The 17,926-nt window shown below is 63.6% G+C and carries 14 protein-coding genes; 6 read left to right on the top strand and 8 right to left on the bottom strand.

The features are described 5' to 3' along the window. Positions 1 to 259 precede the first annotated feature (259 nt). A complete protein-coding gene (locus tag V473_RS23940) occupies positions 260 to 1,717 on the bottom strand; it encodes an MFS transporter (RefSeq protein ID WP_169793902.1) in 1,458 nt (485 codons plus the stop codon). A 63-nt stretch (positions 1,718 to 1,780) separates the two neighbouring features. On the opposite strand from V473_RS23940, the gene V473_RS23935 reads away from it, so the two are divergent. Next, a complete protein-coding gene (locus V473_RS23935) occupies positions 1,781 to 3,178 on the top strand; it encodes a phosphotransferase (protein WP_066599893.1) in 1,398 nt (465 codons plus the stop codon). Between the two features lie 21 nt (positions 3,179 to 3,199). On the opposite strand, the gene V473_RS01880 is transcribed toward V473_RS23935, so the two are convergent. Then, positions 3,200 to 5,407 (bottom strand): molybdopterin-dependent oxidoreductase, encoded by a 2,208-nt coding sequence (locus tag V473_RS01880; RefSeq protein ID WP_066599892.1) that lies wholly within the window; start codon positions 5,405 to 5,407, stop codon positions 3,200 to 3,202. A gap of 59 nt (positions 5,408 to 5,466) precedes the next feature. Between V473_RS01880 and V473_RS01875 the strand changes: the two genes are divergently transcribed. Beyond that, positions 5,467 to 5,853, top strand: a complete 387-nt coding sequence (locus tag V473_RS01875; protein ID WP_066599889.1) for a nuclear transport factor 2 family protein — start codon at positions 5,467 to 5,469, stop codon at positions 5,851 to 5,853. Positions 5,854 to 5,923: 70 nt separating this feature from the next. Here V473_RS01875 and V473_RS01870 read toward each other — a convergent pair whose 3' ends face one another. The 3 genes from V473_RS01870 to V473_RS01860 form a co-directional block, all read right to left on the bottom strand. Continuing rightward, positions 5,924 to 8,335: a TonB-dependent receptor gene (locus tag V473_RS01870; protein ID WP_082678946.1), complete on the bottom strand. Its 2,412-nt coding sequence runs from the start codon at positions 8,333 to 8,335 to the stop codon at positions 5,924 to 5,926. Positions 8,336 to 8,495: 160 nt separating this feature from the next. Continuing rightward, complete coding sequence (locus tag V473_RS01865; RefSeq protein ID WP_066599887.1) at positions 8,496 to 8,936, bottom strand: limonene-1,2-epoxide hydrolase family protein; 441 nt, start codon at positions 8,934 to 8,936, stop codon at positions 8,496 to 8,498. A 64-nt stretch (positions 8,937 to 9,000) separates the two neighbouring features. Further along, positions 9,001 to 9,435 carry a nuclear transport factor 2 family protein gene (locus V473_RS01860; protein ID WP_066599886.1) on the bottom strand — a complete coding sequence of 145 codons (435 nt, stop codon included), beginning with the start codon at positions 9,433 to 9,435 and terminating at the stop codon, positions 9,001 to 9,003. Positions 9,436 to 9,705: 270 nt separating this feature from the next. Here V473_RS01860 and V473_RS01855 point away from each other — a divergent pair, with 270 nt between their 5' ends. Continuing rightward, on the top strand, positions 9,706 to 10,068 hold the full coding sequence (locus V473_RS01855) for a nuclear transport factor 2 family protein (protein ID WP_066599883.1): 363 nt from the start codon (positions 9,706 to 9,708) through the stop codon (positions 10,066 to 10,068). A 3-nt stretch (positions 10,069 to 10,071) separates the two neighbouring features. Here V473_RS01855 and V473_RS01850 read toward each other — a convergent pair whose 3' ends face one another. The 3 genes from V473_RS01850 to V473_RS23390 all read right to left on the bottom strand — a co-directional run bounded on the left by V473_RS01850 (position 10,072) and on the right by V473_RS23390 (position 12,048). Next, positions 10,072 to 10,962, bottom strand: a complete 891-nt coding sequence (locus tag V473_RS01850) for a helix-turn-helix domain-containing protein (RefSeq protein WP_082678944.1) — start codon at positions 10,960 to 10,962, stop codon at positions 10,072 to 10,074. Between the two features lie 519 nt (positions 10,963 to 11,481). After that, complete coding sequence (locus tag V473_RS23395) at positions 11,482 to 11,739, bottom strand: hypothetical protein (RefSeq protein ID WP_148648305.1); 258 nt, start codon at positions 11,737 to 11,739, stop codon at positions 11,482 to 11,484. An 84-nt stretch (positions 11,740 to 11,823) separates the two neighbouring features. Then, entirely contained in the window at positions 11,824 to 12,048 is a 225-nt protein-coding gene (locus V473_RS23390) for a hypothetical protein (protein WP_148648304.1), read from the bottom strand. On the opposite strand from V473_RS23390, the gene V473_RS01840 reads away from it, so the two are divergent. From V473_RS01840 to V473_RS01830, 3 genes are read left to right on the top strand one after another with little or no spacing between them, the layout of a single operon-like run. After that, positions 12,035 to 13,300: a TolC family protein gene (locus tag V473_RS01840; RefSeq protein ID WP_066599872.1), complete on the top strand. Its 1,266-nt coding sequence runs from the start codon at positions 12,035 to 12,037 to the stop codon at positions 13,298 to 13,300. The two genes, V473_RS23390 and V473_RS01840, sit on opposite strands and share 14 nt — an antisense overlap. Positions 13,301 to 13,303: 3 nt before the next feature. Then, positions 13,304 to 14,476, top strand: a complete 1,173-nt coding sequence (locus V473_RS01835; RefSeq protein WP_066599869.1) for an efflux RND transporter periplasmic adaptor subunit — start codon at positions 13,304 to 13,306, stop codon at positions 14,474 to 14,476. Between the two features lie 3 nt (positions 14,477 to 14,479). Continuing rightward, positions 14,480 to 17,725, top strand: a complete 3,246-nt coding sequence (locus V473_RS01830) for an efflux RND transporter permease subunit (protein WP_066599868.1) — start codon at positions 14,480 to 14,482, stop codon at positions 17,723 to 17,725. Positions 17,726 to 17,926: the final 201 nt, after the last annotated feature.

Genomic DNA, 17,926 nt, shown 5'->3' with positions numbered 1-17,926 from the left:
GAGGGTTGAGGTGGCGAAGCTGGGTAGTTCGACACTGGTCCTGGTCGACAGCCTGCGCCGGTCGATCGACGCGCGCCGGTCACAATCTGCAGGAGCAATCAATTAAGCTGTTCGAACAGTGCTTTGGCAGATAGTCGAACTCCCATTCGATTGTCCTCGACGGGCGCGACATGGACAGCGAAACAGACGATGCTGTGCGATTTTTGCACCGGTCGGTTCGGGGCGGTCACGGCAGAAGTGTTTAAAAAAATCTTTTATGTCATTGTTTTAATTGAAGTTTTTGTAATATTTCGGCATGGCGCGCACTGGTGAGCGGATAACGTAGCAGCAGCAGCGCGGCCAAGCCGGAGAGCAGCAACGGTATGAAGCAATAGAGCCATTGAAGCCGGTCGAGCGCCTGGACCGAGTTGCTGGCATCCAGTGCGGGCTTGAAATCGATCCAGTCCAGAATCATGAACAGCAGGCCGACCGACAGCGCCTGACCGACCTTCCAGACGCCGATCAACAGGGCGAACAGGAGGCCGGTACAATCCTCTGCGCTATCGAGCCGGTTGGCATCGGCGCAATCGGCGATCATCGCGCGCGGCAGCATGGCGATGGCGCCATAAAACAGGCCGACGAGCGAAAAGACGCCGATCGCCACGAGCAGATTGCCGCCGGGCATCAAGTATAGCGGGATTTGCGCAAGGCCCGACCCCGTTGCCGCCAGAGCAAGCGCGCGATGCTTGCCCAACCGGCCCGCCAATATGGTCCAGACCGGCGTGACAAGGAGCGCCACGGCGAACTGGCCGATCAGGATGAGGCCGACATCGGCCGGAGCGATGCCCTTGGCAAGGGCGAAGAAAAAGACCGCCAAGGTGGTCGTGGCGCCCGCGCCAAGGCCCAGCAGCAGTTCGCCCAACAGCACGATCCTGACATCCCCGCGCCTGGCCAGGCGAAAATAGGTGGAGATGCCGCCATGACGCGAGTCTGCGGCACGGTGGCGTTCAGGTACGATGGCGAGGGTAAAGCCCGTCATCAGCGGCGTCACCCCCACAACGAACCATGCCATCATGTGCATCGCATCGGTTTGGCCCGGCCGCCCGGCAAAGGCGAGTATCTTGGGGATCAGCATGGCCGCGACCATCCCCAGCATGAAGGCGAACTGCCACCAGGCGTAGATGCGGGAGCGTTCCTGATAATCGGGCGAAGCCCCTGCCGCCAGGGCCAGTTGGGCCAGGCCCAGCACCGACCAGCCAGCATAGGCGACGAGCAGCCATATCGCCAGATAGCCCGGCCCGACACCGGGCGATGCAGTGAACAGCATCACCATGCCGACCATTATCATGGGGGCGCCCGCCGCGACCCATGGCCGATAGCGCCCGAAACGGGTGCGGGTGCGGTCCATCCATCCGCCAAGCAGCGGGTCCAGGACGATGTCGATGATCCGCACGATCATGAACACCGCGCCAACGACACCCAGATCGAGATGCAGGCTGCCCGAATAATAGCTGGGCAGATAGACCACCAGCGGCAGACTGAGGGCCGACAGGGCGATGCTGGGCGCGGCCAGGGCAGCAAGGGTCAGGGCCGAAAGTGGCGGCCCGTTCGGACTGGGCGGGGATTGCGGAATGGAAAAGCCCTCTCGATCCTTATCGTCTGTGCCGCAATAGTGCGCAGCGGCCGGTGGGGAGCGGAAGCGCGATCGCCATCGCCCAGATGCCGATCCTGTCGCCAAAGCGCCTGCGATGGCGACAGCGGCGACAGAGATGATAGCTTTCGGGAAAGAGAGGAGAACGATATGACCGATGCCATCATCGACACCCCGCCGCCTGTGTCGGCGATCGACCCGGCGAATCTGGACCCGTTCGACCGCAAGGTGTTCGACTGGCTGACGCAGAATATGGGCGTGGTGACTGGGTTCGTGCGGCATCCGCGCTGGCGCCCCGGCTGGGATGCGCAGGTGATCCGGGACGGCGTGGTCACCCCACTTTATATTCGCGGGCCGCGTGGCGATAGCTATGTGTCGCCAGTCGACATGATCCAAGAGGGCGAAATCCACCGGGCTTTCGAAGCCAACGCCATTCCCGCGCCGCGCCTGCTGGGCGTGATCGACGATCCGCTGTCGCTGGTGCTGGAGCATATTCCCGGCAGGATCAACAGTGCCACCATTGCCGACGAAGATGTGCGCCGACAGGTGCGCGAGGCGTATATCGCGTTGATTGCGCGGCTGCACCAGGTTCCGCTTGCCGCCTTTGCGAAGGTGGGATTGCCGGTTCCCACGTCGGCGCAGGACATCGCGCTGGCGCTGTACCAGCCGGCCATCGACATTTTCCACAAGACGATCGGTCGCCCTTTCCCCCTGATGCGCTTCATCGCCGACTGGCTGCATCGCAACGTGCCGCGCGACCGGACGAAGGCCGCCTTCATCAACCCGGACGCGGGACAATTTCTGTTCGAAGACGATCGCGTGACGGGTCTGATCGATTTCGAGGTGTCGAGCTTTGGCGATCCTGCGGCCGAGCTTGCGGGGTTGCGCATCCGCGACACGGCGGAGCCATTGGGCGATATTTCGGCGTTGATCGATCATTATGAGCGGCTGACCGGGGACAGGATCAGCAAGCGGCTGATCGAATATCACACGGCCGGATTTTGCGGGGTCAACGGATTTCTGCTGTGGCCGCTCGCCTTCCAGTCCTCGCCCGAACAGGATTATGTCGCCTATATGCAGTTTGCGGTGTCCGCCACCCGCTTTTCGATCAGTGCGATCGCCGCGCATGACGGCGTAGCGCTGACCGACCCGGACCTGCCCGTTCCCCGCCAGATCGGGTTCGACGAAGCGGCGCGCAAATTGGTCGCGCAGGTGGAGGCGCTGCCGGGCGGGAGCGCCGCCGCGGACTATCAGCGCGATTCCGCCGCCGCGCTGGCGCGCTATCTGCGGCGCTGGGCGACTTATGGCGCGCAGGTGGCGGCAGCGGACATGGACGATGTCGAGGCATTGTTGGGGCAGCGGTTCGACGATGACGATGCGGCGATGGCGGCGCTCGACGCCTTTGTCGCGCAGGCCGGACCCGAAATGGACGCGGCGTTGACGCGGCATTTCCATCGCTGGCTCAAACGGCAGAATTTCCTGCTGCGCGATTGCGGCGACAATTACCGCTATATCGACTTCGACCTGCAACCCATCCCGCCGCGCTGACGGGAAAAGGCGCAGGAAGGATCAGGGAAGGCGACGGACCGCGACCGGGATGCCGTTCAGCACGGCGTTGCCCGACGCGGCGTCGATCATTTCGGCCGGGCTGAGTTCATTGATGTTGGTGCCGACATGCAACCGGGCAATGTCGAGGCGTGCGCCTTCGCGATCATGGCCCCAACCGTGGGGCAGGCTGACCACGCCGGGCATGATGTCGTCGGTCACTTCCACCGGCGCGGTGACGATGCCGCCCTGGCTGGTCACTTCGCAACTGTCGCCATGGGCCAGGCCAAGAGCGCGCGCATCGTCGCCGTGAATCTGGAGCGTGCAGCGTTCCTTGCCCTTCACCAGCGTGTTGAGATTGTGCATCCAACTGTTAAGCGATCGCAACTGGCGTCGGCTGACCAGCACGAGGGCGGGCACGGGTTCGTCCAGTGCCGCTTCCAACCGGGGGATGTCGGTCAGGAAATGCGGATGCGCCAGTTCGATCCTGCCAGTCGGCGTCGTGATCGCCCGTTCGCCCAGCGGCACGGCAGGGCCAAGCAATATCCCGTCGGGGGCCGTCTTGAAATCGGCGAGCGAGAGGCCCGTCGGATGCGCGCCGAAACGATCGCCGAACGGACCCGAACGAATGCACAGGTCCAGAATGCGTTCGGGACCGTTAGTCGGCAACGCGGCAAAGGCGACCTGGCGATCAACCCCGGCCTGATCGCACATCATGCCGAAAAATTCATCGTCCAGGGCGTTGAGGTCGGGAATGTCCACCCCGCCCATGATCGCGCCGATGCGGGCCATGACTTGCCATTCGGGGGGCCGATGCCCTTCACCGAACAGCGCCGGAGAATAATGTCCGCCGCTGGTCAGCGCCCATGGCCAGGCCCATATGTCCCAGTGCGGCTGTTCCAGCAGGGACGGACTGGGGAAGATGACATGGGCGTGGCGAGTGGTTTCGTTGAGATAGATGTCGATGCTGACCATACAGTCCAACTGTTCCAGCGCCGCGTCCAGCCGGGCGGAGCCGGGCACCGAGAGGACGGGGTTCGCGCCCAGCGTCATCAGCGCATGAATCTGGCCTTCGCCGGGCGTGTCGATCTCTTCGGCAAGGCAGGATGCGGGATATTGACCCAATATTGCCGGGACGCCCCGCACCCTGGACGGATTACCGGCAACCGCGCCGGTGCTGGCATAGGGCGGTGCAAGGTCAAGGTGCGGGGCGACCTGCGTCGACCACATCGATCCGCCGGGCGCATCCAGATTTCCGGTCAGAATGGCGATGGCGTCGACCAGCCAGGATGCCAGCGTGCCGAAACTTTGCGTGCAGGTGCCGATCCGCCCATAAATGGCGGCAGCCCGCGCGTCTGCTATGTCCAGCGCGAGGCGGCGGATGACCGACGCATCGACACCGCAAAAGTCCGCGACACGTTCGGGCGGAAAGGCGGCGGCAACGTCGCGGAGCGTTTCGACCCCTGACAGCAGCGGCGAGAGATGGCCCAGGCGCACGCGATTTTCGGCGAACAGGACATGGACGATGCCCAGCAACAGGGCCGCGTCGCTGCCGGGGCGCAGCGGCACCCACTGGTCCGCCGCCGCCGCGGTTCGGGTGCGCACCGGGTCAAGCACCACGACCCTGCCCCCGCGCGCGCGCAAGTCGCGAATGCCACCCATGACATCGCGGTGCGAGAAAATGCTGCCCTTCGATTCGGCGGGATTGGCGCCCAGAATGACGAACAGGTCGGTTCGGTCGATGTCCGGGATCGGTATGCGCCACATATTGCCGTACAGCAGGAAGGAACTGACATTCTTGGGAAGCTGATCCACGCTGGACGAGGAATAGCTTTGGGCGAAGCGCGCCAACCGGTAGAGCAGCATCATGTAGCGGCCACTGGCGAATCCCTTGCCCGACATATTGCCGCCAAAGCTGGCAAAGGCCGATTGCCCATATTTTTCGCGCACGCCGCGCGCCAGCCGATCGGCATGGGCGAACGCTTCTTCCCACGACGCCGCGCGCCATTGGGTGCCTTCGCGGATCATCGGCGTGCGCAGCCGATCGGGATCATGATGCAGGTCGCCCAGCGTCGTCCCCTTTGGACAGATATGGCCCCGACTCCAGACATTCGCCTTGTTCGGGCGGACCATCGTCACCTGGTCCCCGTCGACGCTGACATCGATGCCGCACATGCCCTCGCACAGCGGGCAGGTGCGCTGGTGGGGGCGGATTTCCTCTGTCTTGGTCACGCCATCTGTCCTTTCACTATATGTTTGACAGGCCAGGCCGGCGACGGCTCAATGGCGCCATGACCATTGCTTCGCCACAGCCCGATCCGGCCCGGACCGGCCAGGATTTCCTCGACGCGATCGTTGCGGGCGATCTGGATGCAATCGATGCGCTGCTCGCCCCAGATGCGACCTGGTGGGTGCAGGGATGGGGCATGTTGGACCGTAGCGCGCTGATGCGGGGTCTGGCAGGAACGATCGGGCGATCGGGCGCGCGCGCGATGACCATATTGCGCACCACCGCGCAGGACGATCGGGTCGCGATCGAAGCGGAAGGGCGTTTCAGCTTCGCCGAGGGGGAATATTGCAACAGCTATGTCTATGTCCTGGCGATCGATGCGCAGGGCAGGATCGCGCAGGGCAAGGAATATCTCGACACGGCGGTGGCCGCCCGATTTTACGGCTGAACGAGCGGTATCGGCGGGCGTAGCGTCACGCCCCGCCCGCCGATGAAGAACCCGCGGCCCGGCCATGACCCTAAAAGTCGTAGCGGACCCGCACGCCATAGGTGCGCGGCGGTGCATAGCTGCCCGAATTGATGCCGAAGCTGGTCGCGCTGATGATGATATTCTGGATATATTGGCGGTTTGTCAGATTATCGACATAGGCAGTGACGGTAATCGGCAGGCCTTGCAGGTTACTGACCTGCGCATTGAGGCTGATGAGACTATAACTCGGCAGGCGCACCGGACCCTGTAGATATTGATCGATATGATAATAGTCGCCATGCAGGGCCATCCGCCCGAAATCGCCAAGGTCAAATTCATAATCGGCGGCGAACTGGTAACTCCATTTGGGCGCCCCGGTAAAACCGCCCGGCGAGTGAAAGAAGGGCGCGAGGATGGCGGGCGCTTCGAGCCGGTCGAATTTCTGCCGCAGATGCGCGCCGGCAAAGCTTAGCCGCAGGCCGGGCGTCGGCGAGATATGTCCGTCAAACTCAAAACCCTTCGACGTCGCCGTTCCGGCATTGATCTGTAGCGCGGACCCGGCGGGCGCATTGGTGGAATCCAGGCCGGGAAGACCCGACCCGGCGGTTATGCCGGTCGCTTGAAGCTGCAACTTGTCGAAATGACTGATGAAGGCGGCGATATTGAAATGGCCGGTCCAAGAACCGCTGCGAAACTTGCTGTGGACGCCGACTTCATAGTCTGTGACCGTCTGCGGATCGAAAGTCTGAAAGGCGCTGAGGACCGGGGCAAGGACGGGCGCATTCAATCCTCCGGCGCGATAGCCGCGCCGATTGGTGAAGTAGAGGAAGATGTCGTCGCTGGCCTTGTAATCGACACCCAGCGTCCAGGTGGGCGCCTTTGATCGGGCGGAGCCTTCGAAACTGGCGCGCCCGAAGCGACTGCCGGTATCGGCCCGGCAAGCGGCTAGGCCCGAATAGGGCTGGGCTATGGTTTCCCCGGTCGCCAGCGCGACGGAAACCCGGCTGTTGCTACAGATAGACTGTTTGTCCCAAGTGTAGCGAAAGCCGCCGTTGAGCGTCACGCCGCGCAACCCCATATCGTCGAGTGCGTAGGATAAATTGGCAAAGAGCGCGTGGCTTTGGTCGCCATAGAGAGTGTCGGACAGCGACCCTACCGGCCATACCCCGCCCAGCGCGCCATTGACGATGGCCTGCGTCGTCGGGGTGGGCGGCGTCGGCCGGAAAAGATCGAGCACCAGATAATTGACCCCGGCTGGCTGCGCCTTGAGGTAGAAGCCGCCCGCAAGCCAGGAAAGCCGGTCGTTGAACAAGGAGCCGCTGATTTGCAATTCGTTGGTATATTGTTCGGATACGCTGTGGTTGCGGGTGGTGATGAGCGTTCCGGGCTGACCCGGCACCAGCCCCAGCGCGGCCAGACCCGGACCTAGATTGGGCAAGGGCGCGGCGGGCAGTCCGATCGCATTTTGCAGATTGTCGACATTGGTATAGCGGTAGCCAAAGATATTCTTGATCGTCACTGCGCCGATGTCGACCGAGGTCGTGTTCGACAGGCCCCAAAAGGTTTCATTGTCGAAGGGGTCGACCGTGCTGGCGGCGGTCCGCCGACCCAGCGCGCGCAGCGAATCCACCAGCGGTTGAAGATCCGGGCGCAGCACCACGACCGGAAAATAGCCCTGCGCATTGGTTTCGATCCGGGTGTAATCGACGATCAGCACATTTTTGATGGTGTCCGTCGGTTCGAACAGAATCGACGCCCGCAACGTGTCCATGTGCAGATTGTCCTGCCGCTTGCCAGTGCTGATATTGGGCGTGAACCCCTTGTTACGGCCACGATCGCCGGCGATGCGGATGGCCAGCTTGTCGGCGATGATCGGGATGTTGACGGCGCCCTGAACGGAATGTTTGTTGTAATTGCCGACGTCGATCTGGGCATAGCCTTCAAAATCATAGGAAGGGGTGCGGGTATAAACGAGGACGGCGCCGCCCGTGGTGTTGCGCCCGAACAATGTGCCCTGCGGCCCTTTGAGCACCTGGACATTGTCCAGATCGAAGGTCGGCGTGAAGCTGCCGATCGGGGGCAGCGGAACTTCGTTGAGATAGGTGATGACCGAGGGCAGGCCGGGTCCGGTCACTGCCTTGCCCTGGCCACGAATGGTGTAGGTGGTGTTCGACATCGAACCCGCGCCGTTCAGGATGACGCCGGGAACCAGCCGTTGAAGGTCGGCGGTGGTCTGAAGCCCCAGCTTCTGTATATCCTCGCCGCCGACCGCCGTGATCGACACCGGCACGGTCTGGGCCGATTCCGCCTTGCGCCGCGCAGTGACGACGATGTCGCGGGTCATGTCGTCCATGCCGATGGCGGATTGTTCAGCCGCTGGCGGCGTGCCTTGCGCGTGGGCCGCGGACGACACCGTCATCGCGATCACCGAAACGGCGTGCCACATCTTCCAACTTACCATATCGACATCCCTCTGCCTGATCCTGGGTCGCTCTCTTGTGGTCGACCTCTTGACTGTCCTTGCTGGATTAGCGGATGGCCGGGGGCGCCCCTATGCGAGAGAGCGTCGCTCACTTGCAGATTAGGTCGCTCACTTGCCCCGCCCGCGACGGCGCCGCGCGCTAAGCCCCCGGCTGGCTTTCCAGATCGAGCGACGCGATCAGCGCGTCCGCGGTCATGCCGTGCGATTGCGAAATGTGGATAAGATCGAGATATTCGCGCCAGGCGACGATCTGCCCCGCATCGTTCAGGTCGAACACGGCGACCAGCGGGACAGGCGACCATTTGCCGTTGCGGCGCGACCAGTCCACACGTTCGGTAAAGACGGTGTTGCCGTTCGAACCCCAGCATTTCATGTCATGGCGTTGTTCGGTGCATTTCTGCTGCATCAGCCGATGTTCGGCCAATATTCTGTCGCGCCCTACCACCGGGGCGATCGTGGGTACGACGATCTGATAATAAGCGTCGTCGGCCAGCGGCATGAGCGCGGCGGCAAGATCGGTCGGCCAACTGTCGCGGTAGCCACCAATGAAATTCAACACGATTTCTTCCTGTCGGGTCAACGCCTGTCTCCATTTCACTGAACTGCGTCGCGGGACATGCCCGCAGATTGTGCGCCGGGCCGGATCAGGCCGGTTCGGATCGCAAGGATTGTTCCAGATCTTCGACCGCCATGCCGATCTGGCGCGCGACATTGCCGCCGTCGAGATATTCGCGCCATGCGACGATCTTTCCCTGCGGACCGATTTCGAACACGGCGACGAGCGGGATGGACACCCATTTTCCGTTGGTGTGCGACCAGTCTGTCCGTTCGGTGAAGACCAGCGTATCGCTGGACGCGACGCCCTTCATATCGTGGCGCTGGTCGCCATAGGCGGCCCTGATCCGTTCCCATTTCGCCTTGATCGCGGCTTTGCCGCGGATCGGGTCGGTGGTCGGCACGATGCTCTGATAATAGCAGTCGTCGGACACGAGCCGCAGCGGGGCATCCAGATCATCGGGCCAGTTATCTCGGAAATAGCCGATAAATTCCAGCGCGATGGATTCTTCTCTCGTCCCCATGACATCTCTCCGCTTATTGTCTTTCGACGCGGGATTAGCATCGGGCGCACGGCCCCGTCATGGCATCGCGACGTTGCCGGAAAGCAGAGTGTATATCCCAGATGCGCACGATGGACGGACAGGCAGGCATCTGCCCGCGCGATCGGCGGACGGTCGGCCCGATGATCGGTTCACCGACAATGTTCGCATTTGGGCGATGGTGCGACAGCTTTCCTCCAGCGCTGCCCGGCGCGACAAGATGGGCCGACCATCGCAAACGGAGCCACATCCATGACGCTACCTACCCCTGACCATATTCGCGGCTTTATCGTCGAATCCATCCAGCTTTGGAACGCAGGCGACAAGGATGGCTTCATGGCGCTGTACAAGGACATGGCGCCGGGCGGATTTCGTTTCGAAAACCCCGTGGGCACCGGCGTGCAGGAAGGATGGGACGCGCTGCTCAAAATGTGGGACGATTACGCCGCCATCGTGCAGATCGAAATCCTGCATCTGATCGTCAATGGTTCCGAAGCCATGGCGATGATGGCCAACAAGGCTGATATGGGCGGTCGACCGGCCATCCGCTATAGCGGGGAAACCTATCATTTTTACCAGGACGGGTCATTCCACGCCCGCTATTTCGCCGAATGATGCTCAATTAGGCAGCAGCGCGCCGCGAAACGCCTGCGGTGTCTGGCCGGTGCTGCGATGAAAGGCGGCGGCGAAGGCGGCGGAACTTTTGAAACCGCAGTCGAAGGCCACCTGCTTTATCAGCAGACGCTGATCGGGCAACAGCAACCGGGCGCGTTCCAGCCGACTTTCCGCCAGGAAACTGCGCAACGTCTGCCCGGTGGTCGCGCGATAGCGGATCGCCAGCTTGCGTCCGCCCATGCCGATCGCCTCGGCAAGATCGGCGATGGTCGGCGCTTCGCCCGGCGTGTCGACCGCGATGGCGCGCAGGGTTTCGAGTTGGGCGCGGCTGAGTTTGCCCGCAGCGATCGCTTCGGGCGCGGATTCACCGCTGAACTGGCGGCGCAATTCGAACGCGACGCCAAGCAACAGCGTTTCAATCTGCAAGCTGCTGGCGAAACCGGGCATGACCGTTTCCGCCGCGACCCGCCGCAACATTGCAGCGATATGGTCGTTGCGGATAACTAGGGCCGACGCCCAGTCGAAACCCGGCCAGTTCCATTCCACGGTCGCGCGCGATGCGATCTGGTCGATGTCGAAGCCGCAGGATATGCTGCGCTGCGCCCCGCGTTTCCACCGCACCAGCATGGGTTCTTCCTTGGCGAAAAAGGCGATGCCGCCAAGGTTGACGTAACGGGCCTGATGCCCGCGCGGCGCGCGCGCGCCAGTGACGAGGCGCGTTGCGTTACAGAACATCTGGACGAAACATTGGGACGATTGGAATAGTCCTTCCCCCGGTTCCAGCCAGTTGGTATTGTGAATCTTCACGTCAAAGGTCGCGGTACTGGATAGCCCTTCCACCCGATCCGCGAAGGGTGAAGAGGATTGAAGCAAATAGCTCTGCAAGCCGTTCATCACACGCTCTCCCGTTCGTGCAGCCGCGCCCTGTTGGGCTGTCGGCCTTCGCACACGCCATAACGACAATTATCGCGCTTGCTGCCCGTCTTTCGACAGGTTGCGCTCTGCAACAGTGAAATCCGTTTCGATGCAAGAGCGCCAGCGAAGCCGGATTGACGAGCAGCAAGTCAGGCCAGGCCGCCGCGCAATATTGCCTTCGGCCGGAATATGCCCATCGCCAAATTCAGCTGTCCGCCGGTTCAACCTAAGTGATGTTGGCGATGCCGCTTTGCTTGCTATACATGATAACCGGACACCGCGAGCCTATGCGGTAGATAGCCAACCGTCGCGCCCGACATGGCAGGCCGGGTTCGGCAGGAGACAAGCGAGCCCGGAAAACAGCCTGTAATCAGCCTGCCGTGTCTGCAATCAGCGCGCCGGATGCCCCATCGGTGTCGGTACAATCAAATGTCGCATAGTCGGACATGACATCGTTCGGTTCCAGCGGCAGTTTTGAAGGATATGACAGGCAGCCCTTCACAGGCACGGCTCACGATCCAGCGCGGCGTCGGCGGGATCGCCATAACTGGTTCGCAATGAGGCGGCAGGGTTCAGGACGGCGCGCCGGCGCCATCCGATCGGACTTTGCGGAGATTTCACGATGACGGATCGTGGAAAGTCCGTTATCGCGAGCGCCATGGTTCGTCGGACTTTCCTTCTTTTGTGGATGATCGTCGCCTCGCTTACGGCGGCGTCGATGGTCCATGCCAATGAAACAAGCTCCGCCTCCGCCATCGAATGCTCCGGTTATGTCCATGGCGATGGCGATCCTTCGCCAGGCGAGGCCGACAAGGCGGTTCCGCACCATCATGGCGGCTGTCACAGTGCGGCGTCGCTGCTGCCCCGGACAACCGCACCCATTTTTTTCGATACCCAGGCTGCGCCCAAAACCGCCGCGCCGTGCAGGGCCTTCGGCCGCTGGGCGCCCGGCCCCGATCTGCGGCCGCCCATCGCCTGATTGACGATCAAATCGCTGTGCCCCGCTTCAGGCGGATGCGCAGCTTGATGCGTATAAATCGGGATTTGCTTTATGCACAGGATCATTGCGGCCGCTCTGGCCGCCACCCCTTGCGTCGCCGTCGCGCAGGCGCAGGATAATATTGCGACGGGGCAGCCCGTCGGCCCAGCCCTCACCCTCGACCAGGCCGTCACCATCGCCGGCGGCAGCGCCCCGGCCGCCAACGCGGCGCAGGCCGGCATCGACGCGGCGCAAGCGGCGCGCACCGTAGCCGGCCTGCGCCCAAACCCGGAAATACAGTCGCAGGTCGAAAATGTCGTCGGGTCAGGCCCCTATGGCGGTGTTCGTCAGGCCGAGACGACGGTGGGCATCAACATCCCTATCGAACTGGGCGGCAAGCGCTCCGCCCGGATCGCGATCGCCGACGCCCAGTTCCATCGCGCAGCGCTCGTGGCGGCCATCACACAGGCCGACATCCGCCTTCAGGTCACGACACTTTATGTCGATGCCATCGCCGCGGAACGCCGCTTGGTCACGGCGCGCGACCAGCTTCGCATCGCCCATGACGCCCTGAACGCCGCCCGCATCCGCGTGCAGGCAGGCCGCGCCTCCCCGCTCGAGGAGCAGAGAGCCGAGGTCGCCAAGCTCAACGCCGAGGCCGAGGTGCAAAAGACGCAGCGCTTGGCCAATGCCATCCGCGCCAATCTGGAGCGCCGCATTGGGCAGCCGGTTGCGGGCGCGCTGGACGGGGCGGCGCTCGATCATCTGCCACCCGCATCCTTCGGGCCGACGATGGCGACCAGCGCCGGCACCCTGGCGCTGGCGGCGGCCGATGCCGATCTTGCCATGGCCGATGCCGGCGTGCGGCTTGCCCGGTCGCAGCGTATACCCGATGTCACGGTCGGTCCGGCCGTCCGTCGCCTGTCCGCGACCAATGACACCGCGGCCGTCCTGTCCCTCTCCATCCCGATACCGTTGTTCAACGCGGGACAGGCGGCGGTCGCCCAGGCCAGCGCGCAGCGCGTCCGGGCCGAAGCGCAACGCCGCATGACCTCGCTCGACGTCGAGCAGGCGATTACAGATGCACAGGCAGAAGCCGATAATGCGGCAACAGCCGCTCGCAACGCAGGCGGTCCGGCGCTCGCCGCCGCGCAGGAGGCCGCCCGTATCGCGCGCATCGGCTATCGCGAAGGAAAGTTCGGCCAACTCGATCTTCTCGATGCCGAACGGACCCTTTCACAGACCCGTCTCGCCGCGATCGACGCGCTCGCATCCTACCAGAACGCCAGGGCACGGTTGGAGCGCCTGATCGCTCCCGCGCCCGTACAGGGAAATTGATACATGACCATCACACATGCAAAAACGGTTCTTCTTGCCTTCACCCTTGCCATTCTGCTCGCCGGATGCGGCGGCAGCGCCGGAAACGAAGCAGGCAATGCCGCTGCGCCCATGGAACATGGGGCCGGCGGCGAAACCACCCACACCGAAGAAGAAGGCAGGATCATCCTGTCGGACGATCAGATCGCGTCTGCCGGCATTCTGCTGGGTCGACCGACAACCGGTGGTTCGGGCACGCTGGAACTGCCCGCCACCATCGAAGGCGACCCGCAGGGAACGCAGGTCGTCTCCGCGGCAATCGGCGGACGGGTGGTGTCGCTGAGCCGCAATCTGGGGCAATCGGTCGGTCGCGGCCAGACCCTGGCCATCGTCGAGAGCCGCGAAGCCGCGCAGCTCAAGGGCGACGTGGAGGCGACCCGCGCCAGACTGGCGCTGGCCAATTCCAACCTGGCCCGCGAACAGCGCCTGTTCGCCCAGCGCGTGTCGCCCGAACAGGATCTCATCGCCGCCCGCACCGCCGCGATCGAGGCGGGCATCGCCTATCGGCAAGCCCGGAGTCAGGTGTCCGCGGCGGGCGGCGGCGGCGGCAGCCTCAACCGGCTCGGCATCGCCGCGCCGGTTTCAGGGCAAGTCATTTCGCGCAACGCCGTTCTGGGACAGACGGTGACGGCCGATACCGAACTCTATCGAATCGCCAATCTGTCCAGCGTCTCGATCGCACTTCACCTCCAGCCTGCCGATGCGGGCCGGGTGAAGCCGGGCAACCGGGTGATCGTCAAGGCCGCCGGTCGCGAGGCTAAGGCGCAGATCAGCTTCGTTTCGCCCATACTGGATGCGCAAACCCGATTGGTGCCGGTCATCGCGACGCTGGACAATCGCATGGGTCAATGGCGTGTCGGGGAATCGGTGACGGCATCGGTCGCCCTGACCGACAGCGGCGGGGATAGCACGATCCGCGTGCCGACCACTGCGGTCCAGACCATCGACAACAGGTCGGTCATATTCGTGCGGACCGACAGCGGTTTCCAGGCTGTCCCGGTCACACTCGGCGACAATAGCGGCAACAGCGTGATCGTGCGCAGCGGCCTCAAAGGCACCGAACGAATCGCCACCACCAACAGCTTCACGCTCAAGGCCGAACTCGGCAAGAGCGAAGCCACGCATGAGGATCATTGATCCATGATCGCCCCCATCGTCGACTGGGCGGTTCGCAAGCGCTGGCTCGTCCTGCTGCTGACCGCCATCGCCGCCGTCATCGGCGGCGTCGCCCTGCACCGCCTCCCCATCGACGCCGTGCCGGACATCACCAACAACCAGGTCCAGATCAACGTGCGCGCGCCTGCCCTCTCGCCCGAACTGGTGGAAAAGCAGGTCGCCTTTCCGATCGAAACAGCGTTGGCGGGCATTCCAGGCCTGCAAAATACCCGATCGCTCAGCCGCAACGGCTTCGCGCAGATTACCGCCATCTTCGACGAATCCACCGACATCTATTTCGCCCGCCAGCAAGTCGATGAACGCATGAGCGGGATCGCGGACAATCTGCCCAAAGGCGCGAACCCGGAAATGGGGCCGATCGCCACGGGTCTGGGCGAAGTCTATATGTGGACCGTCCGGCTCGAACATCGCAAGGACGACACGCATTTGCCCGGCGAGCCTGGCATGCAGCCCGACGGCAGCTACATCACGCCCGAAGGCGAGCGGTTGACCAACGATGTCGACAAGGCGACCTATCTGCGCACGACGCAGGACTGGATCGTCAGTCCGCTGCTCAAGAACGGCAAGGGGCTGGCCGGCATCGATTCCATCGGCGGCTATGTGAAGCAGTTTCAGGTCGTTCCCGACGTCCAGCGACTGGTCATGCTGGGCCTGAGCCTGACAGATCTGGGCACGGCTCTGGAGCGTAACAACAGCAGCATCGGCGGCGGCTTTGTCGATCGCAACGGCGAAGGGCTTGCGGTCCGCTCCGACGCCCTGGTCCGCAATGCCGATGAACTGTCGCGCATCGTCGTGGCGACGCGGGAAGGCGTGCCGATCGCGCTGGATCAGGTGGCGACGGTCAAGACCGGTCAGGCCATCCGCATGGGTTCGGCATCCGAAAATGGCACCGAAGTCGTCGTCGGCACCGCCATCATGCGGATCGGAGAAAACAGCCGCGACGTCGCCATGTCGGTGGCAAAGAGGCTGCAGGAGATCAATGCGTCGCTGCCGCCCGATGTCATCGTTCAGCCGGTGCTCGATCGGACGGCGCTGGTCAATTCGACCATCAAAACGGTCGCGAGGAATCTCGGCGAAGGCGCGCTGCTCGTCATCATCGTCCTCTTCGCCCTGCTCGGCAACTTCCGCGCCGCCCTGATCGCAGCGGCGGTGATCCCCGTCACCATGTTGCTGACGGGCTTTGGCATGTTCCGCTTCGGCGTGTCGGCCAATCTGATGAGCCTGGGCGCGCTGGATTTCGGCCTGATCGTGGACGGCGCGGTCATCATCGTGGAAAATGCGCTGCGGCGCATGGCCGACAGGCAGCATCGCGAAGGCCGCCTTCTTTCGGTCGATGAACGCCTTGCCACCGTGGCGGCGGCCGCGCGCGAGATGATCCGTCCCTCGGTCTATGGCCAGGCGATCATCATCCTAGTCTATGTCCCGCTGCTCACCCTCACCGGGGTCGAAGGCAAGACGTTCGTGCCGATGGCGCTGACCGTCATCATCGCGCTCGCCTTCGCGTTCGTCCTGTCCCTGACCGCCGTGCCCGCGGCGATCGCCATCTGGCTGTCCAATCGCATCGACGAGAAGGAAGGCCGCATCATGGGCTGGCTGCGCCGGCGCTATGCGCCGGGGCTGGACAAGGCCATGGGGCGGCCGACGCTCACCATTGGGGTGGGTGTGGGCGGCTTCCTGCTGGCGATCGCCGCCTTCCTGTCGCTGGGCCAGCTGTTCCTGCCGCAACTCGACGAAGGCGACCTGCTGATCCAGGCGCTGCGCATTCCCGCAACCTCGGTGCAGCAGAGCCAGGCGATGCAGGCGCCCATAGAAAAGATGATGGCGAAGCAGCCGGAGGTGAAGTTCGTCTTCTCCAAAACCGGGACCGCAGAACTGGCGTCCGACCCGATGCCGCCCAACGCCACCGACATGTTCGTGATCCTCAAGCCGCGCAGCGAATGGCCGGATCAGAGCCTTACCAAGGCCCAACTTGTCGAGCGGCTGGAACGGGAACTCGGCAGATTTCCCGGCAACGCCTATGAAATCACCCAGCCGATACAGATGCGGTTCAACGAACTGATCGCCGGCGTCCGCGGCGATGTCGCGATCAAGGTGTTCGGCGACGATTTCAACACCATGAACGCCACGGCCGAGAAGATCGCCGCCATCCTGCGCCGGACGCAGGGCGCCGCAGACGTTAAGGTCGAACAGACCACAGGCCTGCCGATGCTCGACATCCGGGTTGATCGCGACGCGATGGCGCGGCTCGGCGTAACGGCGCAGGATGTCCACGCCATGGTCTCCGCCACCCTGGCCGGCAGGGAAGCGGGAATGATCTTCGAGGGCGATCGCCGCTTCCCGGTCGTGATCCGCCTGTCGGAAGCGCAGCGCGCCGACTTCAATGCCTTGCGGCAGCTACAGTTGCCCACGCCCGATGGGCAGTTCGTGCCCCTGGCCAGCGTCGCGGACATCCGGGTCGTGGATGGTCCCAACCAGATCAGCCGCGAAAATGGCAAGCGCCGGGTCGTGGTGCAGGCCAATGTGCGTGGCCGCGACATCGCCAGCGTGGTGGAAGACGCCAGGGCCGCCATCGCGCAGGAGGTGCGCCTGCCCGCGGGCGCCTATCTGGAATGGGGCGGCCAGTTCGAAAATCTGGCGTCTGCGCGTGAACGCCTGCGACTGGTGATCCCCGCCTGCGTCATCCTCATCCTCATGCTTCTCTACGGCGCGCTGGGATCGGCGAGGGACGCGGCGATCGTGTTCACCGGCGTGCCGCTGGCGCTGGTCGGCGGCGTGCTTGCGCTCTTCCTGCGGGGCATGGATTTCTCGATCTCGGCAGCGGTGGGTTTCATCGCGCTGTCCGGGATCGCGGTCCTGAATGGCCTGGTGATGGTGTCGTCCATCCATGCGCTGATGCGACAGGGCGTGGACCGGGCGGAAGCGGCGCGCGTCGGCGCCGTCCAGCGATTGAGACCCGTGGTGATGACCGCCCTCGTCGCCAGCCTTGGCTTCGTGCCGATGGCCCTGAGCAGCGGCGCGGGGGCGGAGGTACAAAAGCCCCTTGCCACCGTCGTCATCGGTGGCCTCATCTCGGCCACCTTGCTGACGCTGTTCGTTTTGCCGACGCTCTATGCGCGATGGGGCCGGCGCGCCATTCCCCTCGACGCGGATCGGGATGACGAACCCCGGCAACTGACCGCGGAACCGGGGCGCCCACAGCATCAAGGCTGAACGACAGGGGAGGACGCCCATCGCGCCCTCCCCTTTCAAGACGATATGCGCCAAATTCCGCTACCCTTGTCCAAGTCTAACATAATGTCATCGAGCCATGCGACGAAGACGTCATCGCGAGGGCATCGCAAGGGCTGATTGCAAAACGGGTCCAGCGGATATCGACGGTGAATGAGCATCGCCGGGCGTCGCGAAAATGTA

Source organism: Sphingobium cupriresistens LL01 (assembly GCF_001046645.1).
GTDB classification, from domain to species: Bacteria; Pseudomonadota; Alphaproteobacteria; order Sphingomonadales; family Sphingomonadaceae; genus Sphingobium; species Sphingobium cupriresistens.
The sequence above is the reverse complement of the archived record's forward strand: the minus strand, read 5'-3'. Positions and strand labels throughout refer to the sequence as shown.